Origin of the sequence: Aerococcus sp. HMSC062A02, from assembly GCF_001809535.1 — a bacterium.
Lineage (GTDB): Bacteria > Bacillota > Bacilli > Lactobacillales > Aerococcaceae > Aerococcus.
Window position 1 is genome coordinate 217,216 of the sequence record NZ_KV797910.1, and the last position, 16,034, is coordinate 233,249.

The window sequence follows — 16,034 nt, forward strand, 5'->3', positions numbered from 1 at the left end:
TTTTGGCATTTTAGGCTGGGGTCAACGTTTAGGCCTTTTCTGCCTTATTGGCTAGGATCGCTTTGACCACTTTCAAGCGGGTAAATTCTTCCCTTTCTTTTTCTTCCAAAGCTGAGGAGATAGCTACTTGGGCATCTTCTAGCTGTGGAATGGTAATATTTTGCAGGGCATTGACCCGCTTTTGCGTTTTTTGAATGTTATTCGCTAAACGATAGGCTGAGTTTTCAATTTCAGCTAGTTTAACTTGGAGCTCTTTGACCTTTTCAAAGGCAATGCGGGCTTGGTCAACAGCAATGCTGGTATCAAAGAGTGAATAATTGGGTTCAAGTTTTTCTTTAGGCAGCCGCGTCTCAGGGATCTCTGTGCCCATAACGCTACGGATCTTGATGTCCAGGGCATCGGAAATAGGAACACCATAAGCGGCTTGTTCGACATTAACCATGCCAATCTCACCGGTAGCAATACTCAATTGTTTGTAGGCTTCGCCATAAGCGGCCTTTAATTTTTCTTGGATTTGACTGGCTTCTTTAGATAAGGTCATGATTTCGTTCATGAGAATCATTCGCTTGCGGTCCATCAGATTATAACCGTTGCGAGAGAGTTTGAGCGATTTTTCAACCTGCATCAAGTTACCCCGAGTAGGGGAAGCATTAATATCCATTAGGCCTCACCATTTTCTTCACTTTCTGGCTCATGATCGCTGGAGTCATAGTAGCGGTCTAGAATCTTGGTATCCATTCGGTTCAATTCTTCACGTGGGAAGGCCCGCAGGAGTTCCCAAGCTAGGTCTAAACTCTCTTGGATCGTCCGGGTCTCATCAGCAGCTTGACCGACAAATTCTTCTTCGAATTTTTCACCAAATTCCAGATATTTCTTGTCAATATCAGATAGTTCTTCTTCCCCAATAACGGAGGCTAGGCTCCTGGCTTCCGCGGCACCTGAATAAGCGGCGAAGAGTTGGTTGGCCACATCTTCATGGTCTTCTCGGGTATAGCCTTCACCAATTCCGTCTTTCATCAAACGCGATAGGGAGGGAAGTACACCGATTGGAGGGAAAATATTCTTACCGTAGAGGTCACGGTCCAAAACGATTTGTCCTTCCGTAATATAGCCGGTTAAGTCAGGGATAGGATGGGTGATATCGTCATTGGGCATAGTTAGAATAGGAATTTGGGTCACTGACCCCTTGCGACCTTGGACGATACCGGCCCGCTCATAAATGGTTGCAAGTTCAGAATAGAGATAGCCAGGATAGCCCTTACGTGATGGGATTTCTTGCTTGGCAGAAGAAACCTCACGTAAAGCCTCACAGAAGGAGGTCATGTCAGTTAGGATGACTAGGACTTGTTTGCCTAAGTCGTAAGCTAAGTATTCCGCTGTGGTTAGGGCAACCCGGGGTGTGATCAGACGTTCCATGGCCGGATCGTCTGCCGTATTGACAAACATGGTCACATGGTCAAGAGCGCCACTTTCTTCGAAGGATCTTTGGAAGAAATCGGCAATATCATGCTTAACGCCCATGGCTGCAAAGACAATAGCAAATTCTTCATCACTGTTATCCCCTAGTTTGGCTTGTTTTACAATTTGGGCAGCTAACTCATTGTGGGGCATCCCGTCGCCTGAAAAGATAGGTAACTTTTGTCCCCGAATGAGTGTCATCAGGGTATCAATTGCGGAAAAGCCCGTCTCAATATAGTTCCGAGGATAGATCCGTGAGACAGGATTTAAGGGCGCTCCATTGACTTCACGAGAGAGATTGGAGTGGATAGCTCCAAGGCCATCGATTGCTTCCCCAACCCCATTGAAGACCCGTCCTAGGATTTCTGGTGCAAGTTCAATCTCCATCCCATGTCCGCTAAAACTAGAGTGCGTATTATCTAAGGACATGGAGGTGGTGGCATCAAAAACTTGAACCATAGCGCGCTCGCCTTCAATAGCGATGACTTGACCTTTTTTTAATTCACTGCGGTTGACGCGAAAGTTCACAATGTCACCATAGGCGGCACCACGTACGCCATCGACGACAACAAGAGGACCGTCAATGGACGCTAAACCGAGATATTCTATTGGCATTTATATTCCCCCTTATCCGTTTTGTTCGATAGCTTGGTCATAGAATTGGTCGATGCTTTGATAGTAATGATCAAAGGCATCCAAGTTATCATTAGCTACATTAAATTTCATATTGATGACTTCATTAAAGATGGGTGACTGTTGGAGATAGGACATCGGCATCCCCCATTGGATCAGTTGTTTGGACCGGTGGTGGAGGTAGAGGATGACGTCCAGCATCTTAGCTTGTTTTTGAATAGGTACATCCCCATCAATCTCATGGAAGGAAGACTGTTGGAGAAAAGCTAAGCGAATAACCTTAGCAGTTTGTAGGACCAATTTTTGGTGGTCCGGTAAGATATCTGACCCAATTAACTTCACGATTTCGTTGAGTTGGTCTTCCTCGTGCAAGAGGGCCATCATTTCAGCCCGGTTTTTGATAAAGTCTTCACTGACATTTTTATTATACCAACCGGACAATTCATCCACATACTGACTGTAGGAATTCATCCAATTAATGGCGGGATAGTGGCGGGAGTGGGCGAGGTTAGAATCTAGCCCCCAGAAACAACGGACAAAGCGCTTGGTGTTCTGGGTCACAGGTTCGGAGAAGTCGCCCCCTTGAGGTGAAACAGCACCGATGATGGAGACGGAACCGTTTTGGTTGTTCAAGGTTTCCATATCGCCAGCTCTTTCATAGAAGGTGGCAATCCGACTGGCTAAATAAGCAGGGAAACCTTCTTCGGCTGGCATTTCTTCCAGACGACCTGAGAGTTCCCGCAAGGCTTCCGCCCAGCGTGAGGTGGAATCGGCCATAATCGCTACATCATAGCCCATATCCCGGTAGTATTCTGCAATGGTTAAGCCCGTGTAGATAGAGGCTTCCCGAGCCGCTACCGGCATGTTCGAGGTATTAGCAATCAGAACGGTTCTTTCCATCAAGGGTGCGTTAGTTCGTGGGTCAATCAACTTGCTGAAGTCTTCAAGTACTTCTGTCATTTCATTACCCCGTTCGCCGCAACCAATGTAGACAATCACATCGGCATCCGCAAATTTAGCGATCTGGTGCTGCATAGTGGTTTTACCTGTTCCGAAACCGCCTGGGATAGCAGCCGTCCCACCTTTAGCAATTGGGAAGACACTATCAATAATCCGCTGTCCAGTGAGGAGAGGTTTAGAACTTTTTAGCCGGTTGGCGACAGGCCGAGCTTGGCGGATGGGCCATTCTTGGAAGGCCTTAATTTCTTGGATAGAGCCATCGAAAGTCTGCAGCTTGACCAAGCTATCGCTAACTCGGTAGCTACCACTTGGGACGACTTCAGTTACTTCACCAATCATACCGGAGGGGACCATGACTTTGTGGACTAGTGACCGGCTTTCTGGAATTTCAGCAATGATATCTCCACCGCTAACTTGGTCACCCACTTTAACGAGGGGGTTGACCTCCCATTCTTTGTCTTGGTCTAAGGCATCGACTTGGACCCCGCGTTTAATGTAGAAACCTGTTTGCTTTTCAATTTCTTTAAGTGGACGTTGGATCCCATCATAAATGTTGCCGAGCATACCTGGGCCGAGGGACACTTTGATTGGCATGCCTGTTCCATGGATGACTTCACCTGGCTTCAATCCCTCGGTTTCTTCATAAACTTGGATAGTGGTGTAGGCTTGGTCGATTCGGATCACTTCACCAATTAAGCCTTGTTCACCGACATAAACCATTTCTTGCATGGAAAAATTGGTTTTTCCTTTGACCCGGACAATTGGACCATTGATTGCATAAATCACGCTAGCCATTAATTAATCACCTCTTTAATTGTAAAGTTCTCATCTTCTAAGTTAAGCAAAGTCGAGAAAGAGTAGTCGAGGAGAATATTCCGTTCCCGCATGACCCCTCGAATGCCCCCGGTGAAGTCCCGGTCTGATAGGGTAATGTCATGTTGGACTGCTTCTTTTAGCTCAGCTTGTAGGTTGGCGTCGGATTGGTCGAGATAGATATCGCATTTCTCGCCTTGGGCAAAGTCCAGGATATTCTTGACGACTTCTTTAAGCTGGTCCAGATAGGCTGGACTTTCCTTATAAGTTTGAATGGCTGCTTCAAATTCTTTAAAGAGGGCTTCTTTTACTTTGTTCTCGCTCAAATAGAGTTCTCTTTGTTGCTTGATTTGTAGTTCGGAAATTTCTTTATTATATTCTTTATGGACAGCTTGCTTATTGGCTTGCAATTGTTCATCAAAGTCTTGGTCAGTCTTTTGGATGAATTCATTGAAATCAGCCTCTAAGGTTTGGCGATATTGGTCGACTTGTTCATCCACATGCTCTTTGACCTGGAGCTTAACTTCTTGGTTGAAATAGTCAATTTTTTCATTTAATTCCAAAGGGGACACTCCTTACTAGATTGATATACCAATTGCTTGACGGATGGTCTTGGCAATTTGATTTTCAGCTGTTTGGAAATCTTTGGGACCTTGTAATTCGACAATCAAAGGCGTGGCTTGGTTAAAGCGAACCTCGTCAATGATTTCTTGATTGGCTTCTATTAAGGCAGGGGAAATCATTACAATGCCGTAGTCTTTATCCTTGATGACTGCGTCAAAGTTGGGACGAAAGTCTTTAGTTTCTTGAACAAGCACCCCATCAATTCCCGCCAAACGCATACCCGTTAAGCTATCGAGGTTATCACTAATGACGTACTGTTTCACAGGGTAGATCTCCCTCCTAGAGTTGACCTAAAATCATAAAGGAAATAATCAAACCGTAAAGAGCCACACCTTCGGCCAAGCCGACAAAGATTAGAGAACGACCAAAAATTGAATCGTCTTCACTAATAGCACCAAGGGCTGCACTGGCTGCACTCGCTACGGCAATACCGCCGCCGACGCATGACAATCCAGTTGATAGGGCAGCTGCTAAGTAGCCGAGGCCGGTTGCTAAACCATCGCTAGCTGCAGCTGTTTCTGCCGCTTGGACACTTTCGGGGTGGTAGGCTAAGATCAAAGCAATAGCAACACCAGAGACAAGGGTTAAAATATTGCCTGCCAGCGTCTTCTTGTAACGATTACGGGAGGCTTTACCAGAGAAATAGTAAGCGAAAGGAAGGACAAAAGCTAGTACAAAAGTAGCAGTGAGGGTTACTTTAATCATCATTTCAATCGTCATTTATAAAACTCCTTTTTTTATTCGATATTGTTCCAAATACTTTTAAATTCAATGCCGTTACCTTCATAGAAATGACTAAAGATTTCATAGAATTCTAGCCGGAGCACTTGGATGAAGACAACGAGCCCTTCAAAACCCACCACAAATAGGTTGCCGAGAATGAAGACGAGCCAGTTGACATGGTCTAAACCTGCTTCTGCATTTGCAAACATGAGGACAACTCCCATCATCGCACCGTGGCTTAGTGCAAAAGCACCGACCCGGACGAAGGAAATGGTATTTGAGAAGTAAGTTAAGAGGGTTTCGAAACTTTCAAAAAAGATTGAAAGTAGGCTAATGACTAGTCCATCTTGGCCTTGGTTTTTTTGCTTCAAGATAAAGTTTTTAATTTGTTCATTGAAGGCAATGGTGATAAAGCTTAGGGCTAAGATAAGTAAGAGCAGGCTTAGGGCTGGGATAGCATGACCGCTCATATACATCACAAGCATGAAAACCAGGATACCGTAGAAGATGAAACCGGCTATCCCATTGCGGTCGAGGATGGCTTCAAGCTTCTCGCCGTTCTTAAGGCGTTTTTGGATGTTTAAGAGCATGGTCATTAAAATCAGGAACATCCCGAAGGCCACTGATACGATGAAGACGGTATTCAATTGCCCAAAGAAAGGAACCTGGGTCATGGCTCCCATGGGACGCAGCCAGATAGCTTCTAAGACATCTTCAAAGCCGAAGATAGTCCCGTAAAGAAAACCGAAGATCATCGATGATAAGCCGATGGGGATAAACATCTTAGCCAAAGCAAGTTTGGGCTGTAAGAAACCGATGAAACCGAGCAACATTAGAAGAATGCCGTGTCCAACATCCCCAAACATTGCCCCAAATAGTAGCGAATAGGTAATTGCGACTAACCCCGTTGGATCCATCTCGTGATAGTTAGGGACACCGTACATGCGCGTGATCAATTCAAAGGGTCTTACGAAAAAATTGTTTTTCATTTTAGTTGGAGGGGTCATGCTGGAAGAGGAGTCTTTCTCGTCTTCAATGTACATGGTGACTTGGTCATCATGCGCTACAGCATCCTCCAAGCTCTTTGTTTGGTCGCTAGGCATCCAACCAATCAACAAGTAGCGGGTTTCTTTTTGGGCAAATTCTTCTCGCGTAATTGCGGCGTATTTTCTGACACCGTAAGCTTGGGAGAAGTCCCGTAACCGGTGTTTGGCTTTGATTAGGCCATTGATATAAGGCTTAGTGAGGTCATGGAGCCGGCGTTTGGATTGGTTAATTTTTTGTTCCAGGATACCGAGCTCTTGGCCAAGGTCATCCACAATCTCTTGGATGGTCCCGCTGCCTTCGGGTAGGCGGATTCGTTCCCAAGCTAGGGAATAGTAGAGGGCATCTACCCGCTGCCGGGCTTCTGTGGTCGTAAAGTATACGCCATAGACATAGTCCGCTAATTCTTTCGATTCAACGAAGATGGAGGGAACCATGGCATCAATATATTTTTTGAATTTGTAGAAATTTTCTTTGGTAAAACGACCAAAGCGGAATTTTAAATGGGTCATAGCCAGGATGTCTTCGAGTGGGTAGTCGATACCGGTAAAGGGTTTAAAGGCATCATAGTGGTCCTTTAATTCTTGGTAGGAAGCCTCATAGCTCGCAAGCTCTTGGCGTTCACCTGATAATTGTTCCTCGGTTTGCTCGATGAGGTCCTTGACGCCTTCGAAGGTCAGTTGGTCGTCGCGCATATCGCGGTAGGTTTCTTCTTTGTAGTTGGCATTGGCTAAAAGTTTATCCACCCGGTCTTCCCAAGGTTGGTAAGGATTAGGGGAAGTATAAGACTTTAGGGTTTTAATTTCGGATAATTCTTTTAAGGCATTCACTAAATGGACATCATAGTGACTGAGATACTGGTCAGCCATGCGGTCAATGTCATCGCGTGGGCCAGTGATGTTCACTAGATTCATCTGTGTGATCATCTATTCAGACTCCTTTCTTATGCAGTTAGATGAGCATAGCTGATTTTTTCAAGCTCTTGAATAAGTAGGCGAGCTTCTGTCTCCTTATCTTCTAAATATTCGAAGATAGTGAGCATGGAGTGGGGCAGGGCCCGGACATAACGCCGAAATAATTGGTCCACAAGTTTATGTTGGGCTAGCAGTGGGAAATATGCTTGCGTAAAGTCTAGAGTTTGACCGTAGCCTAAGTCATCAACGATGGCTTGGAAGCTTGATACATCATTAGTTAGAAGCAATTGGTCGAGAACCGGGTCTGTCAAGCGGTGGTAGGTCTTAAAAAGGGCTGGACGGATTTCTGTTTCATCATAGTGAAAAAGAAATTTTAAGCGGTAAACGATACAAATATTCATCAAATCGTAGCTCGTTCCATTCAGTTTTTTAAAGTAAGTTAATTCCTTTGCTTTTAACACCCGTCGTGCCTTACGGTCGACATATAAGGCGATATATTGGTCGAGGGCCGACTCTAATTCATAATGATTGTAGGAATCCACCTGGTTATTGAGCGCAAAATTTTCAAAAAATGGCGCATAGATAGTATCCCTAAAGCTATGGATGACATCATGGATAGAGTGGGCAACCAGCAATTCCGCCGTATGAAAGTGGCGGTTTTTATCCAGGTAGTCCGTAAAGGGATTAAGACTTAATTTTAGCTGGTGCAGGTTATCCATTTGGTGCATGACTTCTTTAATAAAGGCAACTTCATAGCGTACCCCAAAGAGTTGCAGGGCGTGTCTTTGCTTGATACTTGCGAAACGGTAAAGTTTGATGAAATCAAGCTGGACACCATGCATAATAACGGCTTCGAGCTCATCACGAGGGATTTGTCTTGGCAATTGTTCCGGCATCACTTGCCGGTAATTACTTTGGCTAGAAAGAAAGCGATAAAATTCATCAGTACTATTGGCTGTCAAGTCTTCCCGGATAAAGCCAGGACTCAAGAGTTTGGCACGCATGGCACGAATTTTGCTTTCAATAGCAGTGTAATCATTCATTACGGCTTCACCCCTAATTTTTTCACTTTTTCCATGAAATCATTAACATATGTCGATTGCTTTTGTTCAACCAAGTTCTTTATGGTATCGACTTGCTGATTGAAATGCTGGATCAGGTTGGCCTTTTCCTCATCCCGACGTTTTAAGAATTTTTGCCGGTAATGATCGAGTTCTGCCTGGTAAGCTTGGGCTTTTTCTTCCCGGTACTTGGCTTTGCGTTCATCATAAGATTGACGTAATTGGAATTTTTCTTCCTGTACCTTAGCTTCACTGTTCTCAGCCTTTTTTTCAATCGCGACAAGTCGTTCAATGACCTGATTCACTTGCTTTCGCCTCCCTTTCTATTTGAAATTAATATTCTTTTCAGAACATGAGTATATTATAGGTAATTCAAGATATGATAGCTGTGTAAAAAGGCCACAAAGATGCAAAAGGAATCAATAAATCTCCTAGGGTCTGGATTTTTGCACGAACTGATTGTCGGTATAAAAAAGAGGCCGGAACAAAAAAGCTCCAGCCTTTTCTTAATACCGAACGTTTTCAAGAATCCCTTGCAAAAGTCAGGCCCCATCGACTTTTGTCATATTTTCCATAACTTGGTTCACTAGAATCCTAAGGGCATGTTAGCTGTGATATAAAACGCAGTCAGTAGGTGAATTGATAGCTTTCACCATTGTTATCGAGAATGACTTGGCAATACCAGATGTCTTCCTCTAGCTTGAGTTTTACCTCACCTAAGTTAAACCGATAATATTTAGACGCTTTACTTTGCTCATTTAAGTGATTGAGCTCTTGTCTTTTGTCTGCCTTAGCTGACTGAGTTTCTTTTAGCTCCTTTTTGAGCTGATCAGCTTCTTTATGACCGACCAAGCGTTCCTGGTCCCACTGCTCTTTTAGAGCCTGGACTTCCATTTGCTCATGTTCAATTTGCTGGATTAAGTCTTCATAGTTGGCTAGCCAATCTGATGCTTCTGCATGGGCTAAAGGAGAAGAGCTGTCCTCCTCGTCAACTATGTCTCTATCATAGGCTATCACGTCGAAATTAGCAAATTTCATCTCCAATTCGTGCAATTCTTCGAGCAAGTCGTCGATAGTCGCTTCTTTTTCTCGCTTACTATTCTTAAACTTAGCCTCTTTTTCTTTCTGGTTTTTTTCCAGCTTTTTCAAGTTTTGACTTAATTCTTTTTCTTTGGAAAGCTCTTCTTCTAAACTTTTGCTAGCTGATTGACTTTGCTCACGTTGTTCAGCCTTAGTATCGTTCTCTAAAGCCAGGGCAAGTAGGGCTAGACTTTCAGCCTTTAAAGCTCCCTCCATGGTAATTACATTCTCTACTTGGGCTTGGTAAAGTTGAAGATTTAATTGGTAAAGCAAGAGGATGGTAAAAAAACAAGAGAGACTGGTCAAAAAGATCGAGGCTCGCTTAGGGGAGGTCTGTTTCATCGCGGTCACCTCCCTTAAAGAACAAGCGACTTTGGTAAGTTTTACCATTTTTAAAGCTCAGCTGAATGTGAATACTTTGAGGCCCAATCTGTTGGCAGCTAAAATCTTCGACCTCCATTAGCTGGGGCTGGTGGCCTTGGCGGTCGATCCGCAAGCGAATCATTTGGCTCTCTGCATTTTGGTAATACTCATAGCGGTAATCGCGCCCGTCTGGCAGGCGGAAGATAAAGGCTCGGGGATGACAGGATACGAGCTCTCCTCGATAGCTTTGCCGCTGTAATTTAATGAGGAAGAAAGCCCAGTCGTCTGCATAGCTTGCTTGAAGGGTTTTAAAATAGGTAAATTCATGATTTATAATAGTTGAAAAGCCATGGAGAAGGAGGGAAAAACAAAAGAGACTTAAGCATGCTTCCAAGAGGGTGAAGGCTTGGCGTGACCTAGAAAGTTTCTTCGGCCAATAGTTGGATATAGATGGTTTCTTCATCCCCAAACTCCTCTCCTAACTTGTAGCCCTCTGTTTTTAATTGCTTGAGCCAGTTTGGGTCTTGGCTCAAGCTTTGGAGGGACTGGAAATGCAGCTCTGCCCGGTCTAGCCTGGCTTGGGCATCGTTAAGCTGGTCGATTTGAAGCTGCGTAGCGGTGACTAAGTAATGGATCAAAAGACTGAGTAGGAAGAGAGAGGCCGCTGCTTCTACCAGCAAATAGCCGCGCTTCCTAGTCATATTCTCGAATAACATACTGACTACCTCCCATCTGAATTGTGACGCGGATATGTCCTTCAGGATGTTTGAAGTAGAGACTGCTTGGAGCAAGTTGTGTCTGGTAACCATCTAGGATGAGGTAGGCTGGCCGGTTTAACTTAAGTCCATTGTCCAGTTGAAAACTTTTAATCGGCTGACTTTGGGTCGAATCCTGATAGAAGTTAACCTGCTGGCTTATAGCAACCATAAAAAAGCGTTCGCCATTTAGATAGGCCCGCTTATAGCAGCGGTCGTAGTAAGCCATCACGCTTTGGATTTGATTTCTGGCATGGAATTCTAAACTAATCAACCTAAAGCCCTTCCAAGCAGCCAGGCTAATGGCGGCGACCACTAGCAGGGTCAGGGCCATTTCTAGTAGGGTAAAGCCTGGCCTAGCGCTGGATTTCATTGAGACGGTCAGCCTGGTCTTGGCTGAGGTAGCCAGTTTCTACTAGTTCTTGGATGCTATTAGCTTCTCGCCCTTCATTGGTAAGGAAGAGGGAGGCTTGGGTTTCATAGGTGGTCAGTAAGGCTTCATCTCCTTGCGATCGGATATTATCTCTTTGTTGGGCGATATTTGGGATAACCAGTAGTAAAAGAACAGCGATAACGAATAAAACAATGATCATTTCTAGAAGCGTAAAACCACGGCGATCACTACTTTTAAGTCGTTTTAGATACTTTTTAATGGTGTGTCTCATGCATTTAAACCTCCTAGTAAATTGAGCATGGGTAACATTAGACTGAGATAAACGAGCAGGATTAGGAGGGCGACGAAGATAAAGAGGACATTTTTAGCGACTTGGATGGCCTGCTGGCTTTTTGTAAAAAAATCTTTAAGGCAGCGCTGGCTATAGAGGCGCATTTTGACTGCTAATTGATTCAGGTACTCGCCTTGAAGGACGATGGCAGGGAATTCTTGGGTGAAGATGCCTGCTTGACTTAAAATATCATCGGTCGCCCGGCCTTGTTCTAAGCGCTTGGCCATAAAATAACCAAAACTTTTTAAGAAATTCGATTCATTCTGCTCTTGAAAACTCTGGATAATCTCCTGGATGGGAAAGCCCAGAGCAAATAGCTGGCTAAATTCATAAGCAAAGAAATAGGTGTAGTAGAGACGGAAGTAATGACCGATAAAGGGCAGAGCAACATAAATTTGGGCGCGTTTGAGCGCTGTTAATTTTTTTAAAAAATAATAAGTAACTAAGCCGACGAGGCCGGCGACAAGGCTGCTGTAGACCAGGATGAGAGGTAGGTTCTCTAGGAAATAGCGGAGAAAAATGACTAAGGAAGACTCTTCGCCTGAACCCATCTCCTGGATCTGGGGGAGGAGAAAGGACCGCATGACAAAAAGCATACCCATGATGAGGAATACTAAGAAAAAAGGGTAGGTTAAGGTTTGACGGATTTGCTTGGTATTGGCTTCTCGTAATTTCAGATAGTTTGCGACTTCCATCAACTTATCAGCAAAGGCACCGTGGGCTTCTGCGATCTTAATTTGAAAGCGTTGGTTGCCTTGGAGCTTAAGGTGCTGGCAAGCTTCTGAGAAGCCCTTGCCCAAGAGAATATCATTTTCCATGGCTTGGAAAGTTGAGGCCTGCTTGGGGTAGACAATGCTCAGGAAGGGGAGGGTATCCTGTAAGGAGAAACCTTCCTTTAGCATCTCTGAAATGTAGCTGAGCACACTAGCTTGGAGCTGACTGGTCCAGTTGCTGGTAATTTCGTAATGGATAATTTTCTTCCAGGTAATATTCTTGGAAGGTTCTTTGACTGATGACATCTTGTTCACGGGCCTCCTTTAATTTTTGGTTCAGAGTGGTCATGCTTGGAGGGACTTGTCCGTGAACAACGACCGAAGCAATCGTTTGTCCAGCCATCCATTCGATTAAACAGATGCGGTCATGCTGACTAGGATGGGGATTCTGACAGGGCACCAAGCGCTGGGAAGAGATAATGAGCAGGGTTTGGATGAGTTGCTCATTCGTGATGCCGAGCTCCTTTAGCCGGCCAATAACGCCCACACAGTCCTTAGCATGGATCGTCGCCAGGACCAGGTGGCCAGTCAGAGCTGCGCGGATGGTCATGCGAGCCGTCTGGGCGTCACGAATCTCGCCAATGAGTAAGATATCGGGGTGGTGGCGTAGACTCGCTTTGATGAGCTGGTCATAGTCCACCCCAGCTGCTCGATTGATCTGTGTCTGGAGGAAACGGTCGTCCTTAATCTCAACAGGATCTTCCATAGTGATGACCGACCGCCGTTTCTTTTCATAGTTTTCCCTCAGTAATTCATACATGGTCGTCGTTTTTCCTGAACTGACTGGACCAGAGAAGATGATTAGGCCGCTTTGTTTTTGCATAGCCCTCGAGAGGGCGCGGTAGCTGGAGGGATCCAAGTCTTCGAGGAAGGGCTTGTGGTCTTTTTGGGAGTAGAGCAAGCGGATAACCAAGGACTCTTCCAGGCGGTAATTGGCAATACTAGAGAGCCTTAATTCGATCGGGACTTCACCCTCCTGGTAAACGAAGCTGCCGTCTTGGGGTATGCGACGCTCGCCGGTATCCATATTGCTGCGGTACTTTAAGAAACGGATGAGTCGGAGCCCTATTTCATCCGTTAAAGTCATAATTTCTTCAATGCCCGTAGCGGTTCGCAAGAGCACTTGATAGTGATCGCTCTGAGGGAAGATTTGAATATCTTCTGACTGAAGCTCTCGGGCGCGTGCAATCACCTCTCCAAATAAATTTTCCATAAGAAACTCCTTTCATTTTTATCGGTCATAGATATATAAACGTCTTAGGTCAAAAATTCACTAAGTCATATTAAAAAAGTAAAAGAACGATTCATTTTTTGAAGTGGATTTATCTATGTTATAATAAATTTATAGATGTTTTAGAAGAAGGTGTCTTAATGGAGAGACGGATAAAAAAATTACAGGACTTACTTAAAGAAGAAGGTATCAAGGCCTTCTATGTCAGCAATCCTTATAATATTCGCTATCTCAGTGGTTTCACGGGGACCTCAGCTAAAGTCCTTGTGACCCAGGAGAAAGCTTATCTTATTACTGATTTTCGCTACCGTGAGCAAGCGGAAAGCCAGTGCCCTGATCTTGAAGTCGTGATTGCTGGTGGTTCAGCGAGTCAGGATTCGCCCCTGGCCTTTATCAAACGCACGCTCAATGCTATTTCTTGTGACCACTTGGCCTTTGAAGATGAGGACGTTTCAGTTGCTAGCTATATGGCCCTCGATGAAGCTTTAGAAATTGACCTAGTGCCATTTTCAGGTGCGATTGAAGTGCTCAGACAATTCAAGGACGAAGAAGAAATCGCACTAACTGAAAAAGCTTGTGAGATTGCCGTTCAGACTTACGACTTTATGCTCAATGAAGTGAAGGTCGGGATGACAGAAATTGAACTTGCTAATGCCATCGACTTCCACATGCGAAGTTTAGGTGCTTCTGGCGTTTCCTTCGATACCATTGTGGCGTCAGGTTTACGGTCAGCTATGCCGCACGGTGTAGCGAGTCAGAAAAAAATCGAGCAAGGTGACCTGATTACAGTAGACTATGGCTGTTACTATCAAGGTTACTGTTCCGATATGACGCGGACCTTTGCTTTAGGGGATCCAGGCGCCAAATTAAAGGAAATCTATGCTATCGTCCAAGAAGCCAATCGTCGGGTCAGCCAAGCTGCCCGTCCAGGAATCAGCGGTCAAGCTTTGGATGCTGTCGCAAGGGACTATATCAGTCAAGCTGGCTACGGTGACGCTTTTGGCCATTCGCTAGGCCACAGCATCGGCTTAGAGATCCATGAAGCCCCCAATGCCAGCCCATCTTATGATGAGGCCTTTCAAGTCGGCCAATTGATTACCAATGAACCGGGGATTTACCTAGAGGGTATTGGTGGAGTCCGCATTGAAGATGACCTAGTCATTACAGAAGAAGGCAACCGCATCTTAACCCCAGCTAGCCGCGAATTAATTATTCTCTAATTAAAATAAAATAAGGATAATTGTTCGCTAGTTGGCTTTTATATGATAAGATTAATAATAAAGTATTTGAATTGGAGGACGAGTAATGATTACAACAAATGATTTCAAGAATGGCTTAACCATTAAAGATGGCGATACACTTTATCGTATCGTGGATTTCCAACACGTTAAACCGGGTAAGGGGAGCGCTTTCGTTCGCTCAAAATTAAAAAACCTTCGGACTGGAGCTCTTTTAGATAAGACCTGGCGTGCTGGAGAAAAAGTAGAGACCGCTCATATTGATAATGATGCCATGCAGTATCTTTATGCTTCTGGGGATATGCATGTTTTCATGGATAACCAAACATTTGAGCAAATTGAAATTCCAAGCGAACAGATTGAAGAAGAACTGAAGTACTTATTAGAAAATATGGAAGTTCAAGTGACCTCTTATGAAGGTGAAATCTTAGGGGTTAGCCTGCCAACAACTGTAGAATTAGAAGTTAAACAAACAGAACCCGGTATCAAGGGTGATACAGCCTCAGGTGGTAGCAAGCCAGCTACTATGGAAACAGGTTTGGTGGTTAATGTCCCATTCTTCGTTAACGAGGGAGACCATCTGATTATCAACACCAATGACGGAGAATATGTATCACGCGCTTAAGCTTGTAAAATAGAGAGTGGGGGAATGTGAACATGGCAGAACGAACGGGAATGCTAACTGCTGAAGACCAGGCTTGTCTCGGTTCTTTCAACATTGCACCAAAAGTTATCGAAGATATCGCAAGCCAGGCTTGTAGAGATTTTGAAGAAGTAAACTTGCTTTCTTCTTGGCGTGCCAATTTTAATGACTGGATGAACCGTGACCAAGCGGTAATCCTCTATCAGAATGAGGACCATGAGATCTTTTTGGAAATTGCACTTTCCTTAAAGTATGGTGTCAATGTGCCAGAAACCATGACCCGCTTGCAACAACACGTGTTCGAAGAAGTTTATTTTATGACAGATGTACAACTTGACGCTATCAATATTAAAGTGACTGAGCTTAATATTTAGGATAGGGTCGGAAGCTTAAAGGATGAATAAAGGAATGAAATTAGGCACTTCACAAATTAGAGAAATTGCTCTCCTAGTTCTCTACCAGCAAGCATTAAATCCGGATCTGGATCCAGAAGCATGTATGACTTATGTTCTAGAAAACTTAGACCAGTTGAAGCAGGTCGTTAACTATGAGGAAGTCGATGAAGAAGGATTAGAAGCGCTCAAAGATAAAGAACAATTTTTCGAAAAACAGCAACAAAGCCCTAGCAAAGGCAAAGATTTTACGTCAATTGATTTTGAAGAGGGGGATGAACTCCCTCCTTATCTCTTACAATTAGTTTCTGGTGTTTTGGCCAACCAAGAAGCCATTGATGCGAAGTTGGACCAGTCTATCTCAGGTAAATGGTCAGTTAAACGTCTGGAAAAGATTAATTTAGCTATTTTACGCCTAGCGCTCTATGAAATGTTCTATGTCGCAGAAGATCGAGTGCCTAAAGTGGTCGCGGTTAATGAAGCAATTGAACTCGCTAAACGCTATTCAGATGACCGGTCCCGGCGCTTTATTAATGGGGTTTTATCTAATACTATGGAAAAATAAAAATGACCTTGAGGATTAATTCAATCACTGGGAAGTCCC

Annotated in this window: 20 protein-coding genes; 4 read left to right on the forward strand and 16 right to left on the reverse strand. The window is 44.3% G+C overall.

The annotated features are described in order from the left end of the window. Positions 1 to 28: 28 nt before the first annotated feature. The 16 genes from HMPREF2626_RS01890 to comGA all read right to left on the reverse strand — a co-directional run bounded on the left by HMPREF2626_RS01890 (position 29) and on the right by comGA (position 13,139). Positions 29 to 661 carry a V-type ATP synthase subunit D gene (locus HMPREF2626_RS01890; RefSeq protein ID WP_070616962.1) on the reverse strand — a complete coding sequence of 211 codons (633 nt, stop codon included), beginning with the start codon at positions 659 to 661 and terminating at the stop codon, positions 29 to 31. Then, positions 661 to 2,073 carry a V-type ATP synthase subunit B gene (locus HMPREF2626_RS01895; RefSeq protein ID WP_070616963.1) on the reverse strand — a complete coding sequence of 471 codons (1,413 nt, stop codon included), beginning with the start codon at positions 2,071 to 2,073 and terminating at the stop codon, positions 661 to 663. The genes HMPREF2626_RS01890 and HMPREF2626_RS01895 overlap by 1 nt, the downstream gene beginning before the upstream one ends. Before the next feature lie 12 nt (positions 2,074 to 2,085). Next, on the reverse strand, positions 2,086 to 3,846 hold the full coding sequence (locus tag HMPREF2626_RS01900) for a V-type ATP synthase subunit A (RefSeq protein WP_070616964.1): 1,761 nt from the start codon (positions 3,844 to 3,846) through the stop codon (positions 2,086 to 2,088). Continuing rightward, positions 3,846 to 4,427 carry a hypothetical protein gene (locus HMPREF2626_RS01905; RefSeq protein WP_070616965.1) on the reverse strand — a complete coding sequence of 194 codons (582 nt, stop codon included), beginning with the start codon at positions 4,425 to 4,427 and terminating at the stop codon, positions 3,846 to 3,848. The genes HMPREF2626_RS01900 and HMPREF2626_RS01905 overlap by 1 nt, the downstream gene beginning before the upstream one ends. 15 nt (positions 4,428 to 4,442) lie before the next feature. After that, complete coding sequence (locus tag HMPREF2626_RS01910) at positions 4,443 to 4,751, reverse strand: V-type ATP synthase subunit F (RefSeq protein ID WP_070616966.1); 309 nt, start codon at positions 4,749 to 4,751, stop codon at positions 4,443 to 4,445. Between the two features lie 16 nt (positions 4,752 to 4,767). After that, positions 4,768 to 5,208, reverse strand: coding sequence for an ATP synthase subunit C (locus HMPREF2626_RS01915; RefSeq protein ID WP_083272349.1), 441 nt, complete (start codon positions 5,206 to 5,208; stop codon positions 4,768 to 4,770). A gap of 17 nt (positions 5,209 to 5,225) precedes the next feature. Continuing rightward, entirely contained in the window at positions 5,226 to 7,181 is a 1,956-nt protein-coding gene (locus HMPREF2626_RS01920) for a V-type ATP synthase subunit I (RefSeq protein WP_070616967.1), read from the reverse strand. A 17-nt stretch (positions 7,182 to 7,198) separates the two neighbouring features. Continuing rightward, positions 7,199 to 8,212, reverse strand: coding sequence for a V-type ATPase subunit (locus HMPREF2626_RS01925; RefSeq protein WP_070616968.1), 1,014 nt, complete (start codon positions 8,210 to 8,212; stop codon positions 7,199 to 7,201). Continuing rightward, entirely contained in the window at positions 8,212 to 8,535 is a 324-nt protein-coding gene (locus HMPREF2626_RS01930) for a hypothetical protein (protein ID WP_070616969.1), read from the reverse strand. The genes HMPREF2626_RS01925 and HMPREF2626_RS01930 overlap by 1 nt, the downstream gene beginning before the upstream one ends. A gap of 322 nt (positions 8,536 to 8,857) precedes the next feature. Beyond that, entirely contained in the window at positions 8,858 to 9,652 is a 795-nt protein-coding gene (locus tag HMPREF2626_RS01940) for a hypothetical protein (protein ID WP_070616971.1), read from the reverse strand. Beyond that, positions 9,633 to 10,136, reverse strand: coding sequence for a ComGF family competence protein (locus HMPREF2626_RS01945; protein ID WP_070616972.1), 504 nt, complete (start codon positions 10,134 to 10,136; stop codon positions 9,633 to 9,635). Before HMPREF2626_RS01945 ends, HMPREF2626_RS01940 begins: the two co-directional genes overlap by 20 nt. Next, positions 10,090 to 10,389, reverse strand: coding sequence for a hypothetical protein (locus HMPREF2626_RS01950; RefSeq protein ID WP_070616973.1), 300 nt, complete (start codon positions 10,387 to 10,389; stop codon positions 10,090 to 10,092). The genes HMPREF2626_RS01945 and HMPREF2626_RS01950 overlap by 47 nt, the downstream gene beginning before the upstream one ends. Then, positions 10,367 to 10,801 carry a PulJ/GspJ family protein gene (locus HMPREF2626_RS01955; RefSeq protein ID WP_070616974.1) on the reverse strand — a complete coding sequence of 145 codons (435 nt, stop codon included), beginning with the start codon at positions 10,799 to 10,801 and terminating at the stop codon, positions 10,367 to 10,369. The genes HMPREF2626_RS01950 and HMPREF2626_RS01955 overlap by 23 nt, the downstream gene beginning before the upstream one ends. Beyond that, entirely contained in the window at positions 10,785 to 11,093 is a 309-nt protein-coding gene (comGC, locus tag HMPREF2626_RS01960; protein WP_070616975.1) for a competence type IV pilus major pilin ComGC, read from the reverse strand. The genes HMPREF2626_RS01955 and comGC overlap by 17 nt, the downstream gene beginning before the upstream one ends. Continuing rightward, complete coding sequence (comGB, locus tag HMPREF2626_RS01965; RefSeq protein WP_070616976.1) at positions 11,090 to 12,172, reverse strand: competence type IV pilus assembly protein ComGB; 1,083 nt, start codon at positions 12,170 to 12,172, stop codon at positions 11,090 to 11,092. Before comGB ends, comGC begins: the two co-directional genes overlap by 4 nt. Beyond that, a complete protein-coding gene (gene comGA / locus HMPREF2626_RS01970) occupies positions 12,078 to 13,139 on the reverse strand; it encodes a competence type IV pilus ATPase ComGA (protein ID WP_070616977.1) in 1,062 nt (353 codons plus the stop codon). The genes comGB and comGA overlap by 95 nt, the downstream gene beginning before the upstream one ends. A 158-nt stretch (positions 13,140 to 13,297) precedes the next feature. Between comGA and HMPREF2626_RS01975 the strand changes: the two genes are divergently transcribed. The 4 genes from HMPREF2626_RS01975 (at position 13,298) to nusB (ending at position 15,995) form a co-directional block, all read left to right on the forward strand. After that, complete coding sequence (locus tag HMPREF2626_RS01975; protein WP_070616978.1) at positions 13,298 to 14,377, forward strand: M24 family metallopeptidase; 1,080 nt, start codon at positions 13,298 to 13,300, stop codon at positions 14,375 to 14,377. Positions 14,378 to 14,462: 85 nt separating this feature from the next. Continuing rightward, positions 14,463 to 15,020 carry an elongation factor P gene (gene efp, locus HMPREF2626_RS01980; RefSeq protein ID WP_067975967.1) on the forward strand — a complete coding sequence of 186 codons (558 nt, stop codon included), beginning with the start codon at positions 14,463 to 14,465 and terminating at the stop codon, positions 15,018 to 15,020. Between the two features lie 32 nt (positions 15,021 to 15,052). Next, on the forward strand, positions 15,053 to 15,412 hold the full coding sequence (locus tag HMPREF2626_RS01985; protein WP_067975972.1) for an Asp23/Gls24 family envelope stress response protein: 360 nt from the start codon (positions 15,053 to 15,055) through the stop codon (positions 15,410 to 15,412). Positions 15,413 to 15,446: 34 nt separating this feature from the next. Then, positions 15,447 to 15,995 carry a transcription antitermination factor NusB gene (gene nusB / locus HMPREF2626_RS01990; RefSeq protein WP_070616979.1) on the forward strand — a complete coding sequence of 183 codons (549 nt, stop codon included), beginning with the start codon at positions 15,447 to 15,449 and terminating at the stop codon, positions 15,993 to 15,995. Positions 15,996 to 16,034 lie beyond the last annotated feature (39 nt).

Excerpts from the sequence above, each read along its gene's own strand:
- HMPREF2626_RS01915 (WP_083272349.1), bottom strand. The coding sequence starts at position 5,208 with ATGACGATTGAAATGATGATTAAAGTAACCCTCACTGCTACTTTTGTA.
- HMPREF2626_RS01945 (WP_070616972.1), bottom strand. The coding sequence starts at position 10,136 with ATGAAGAAACCATCTATATCCAACTATTGGCCGAAGAAACTTTCTAGG.
- HMPREF2626_RS01985 (WP_067975972.1), top strand. The coding sequence starts at position 15,053 with ATGGCAGAACGAACGGGAATGCTAACTGCTGAAGACCAGGCTTGTCTC.
- HMPREF2626_RS01950 (WP_070616973.1), bottom strand. The coding sequence starts at position 10,389 with ATGTTATTCGAGAATATGACTAGGAAGCGCGGCTATTTGCTGGTAGAA.
- HMPREF2626_RS01925 (WP_070616968.1), bottom strand. The coding sequence starts at position 8,212 with ATGAATGATTACACTGCTATTGAAAGCAAAATTCGTGCCATGCGTGCC.
- HMPREF2626_RS01900 (WP_070616964.1), bottom strand. The coding sequence starts at position 3,846 with ATGGCTAGCGTGATTTATGCAATCAATGGTCCAATTGTCCGGGTCAAA.
- efp (WP_067975967.1), top strand. The coding sequence starts at position 14,463 with ATGATTACAACAAATGATTTCAAGAATGGCTTAACCATTAAAGATGGC.
- HMPREF2626_RS01955 (WP_070616974.1), bottom strand. The coding sequence starts at position 10,801 with ATGAAATCCAGCGCTAGGCCAGGCTTTACCCTACTAGAAATGGCCCTG.
- nusB (WP_070616979.1), top strand. The coding sequence starts at position 15,447 with ATGAAATTAGGCACTTCACAAATTAGAGAAATTGCTCTCCTAGTTCTC.
- HMPREF2626_RS01975 (WP_070616978.1), top strand. The coding sequence starts at position 13,298 with ATGGAGAGACGGATAAAAAAATTACAGGACTTACTTAAAGAAGAAGGT.
- comGB (WP_070616976.1), bottom strand. The coding sequence starts at position 12,172 with ATGTCATCAGTCAAAGAACCTTCCAAGAATATTACCTGGAAGAAAATT.
- HMPREF2626_RS01895 (WP_070616963.1), bottom strand. The coding sequence starts at position 2,073 with ATGCCAATAGAATATCTCGGTTTAGCGTCCATTGACGGTCCTCTTGTT.
- HMPREF2626_RS01890 (WP_070616962.1), bottom strand. The coding sequence starts at position 661 with ATGGATATTAATGCTTCCCCTACTCGGGGTAACTTGATGCAGGTTGAA.
- HMPREF2626_RS01940 (WP_070616971.1), bottom strand. The coding sequence starts at position 9,652 with ATGAAACAGACCTCCCCTAAGCGAGCCTCGATCTTTTTGACCAGTCTC.
- comGC (WP_070616975.1), bottom strand. The coding sequence starts at position 11,093 with ATGAGACACACCATTAAAAAGTATCTAAAACGACTTAAAAGTAGTGAT.
- comGA (WP_070616977.1), bottom strand. The coding sequence starts at position 13,139 with ATGGAAAATTTATTTGGAGAGGTGATTGCACGCGCCCGAGAGCTTCAG.
- HMPREF2626_RS01920 (WP_070616967.1), bottom strand. The coding sequence starts at position 7,181 with ATGATCACACAGATGAATCTAGTGAACATCACTGGCCCACGCGATGAC.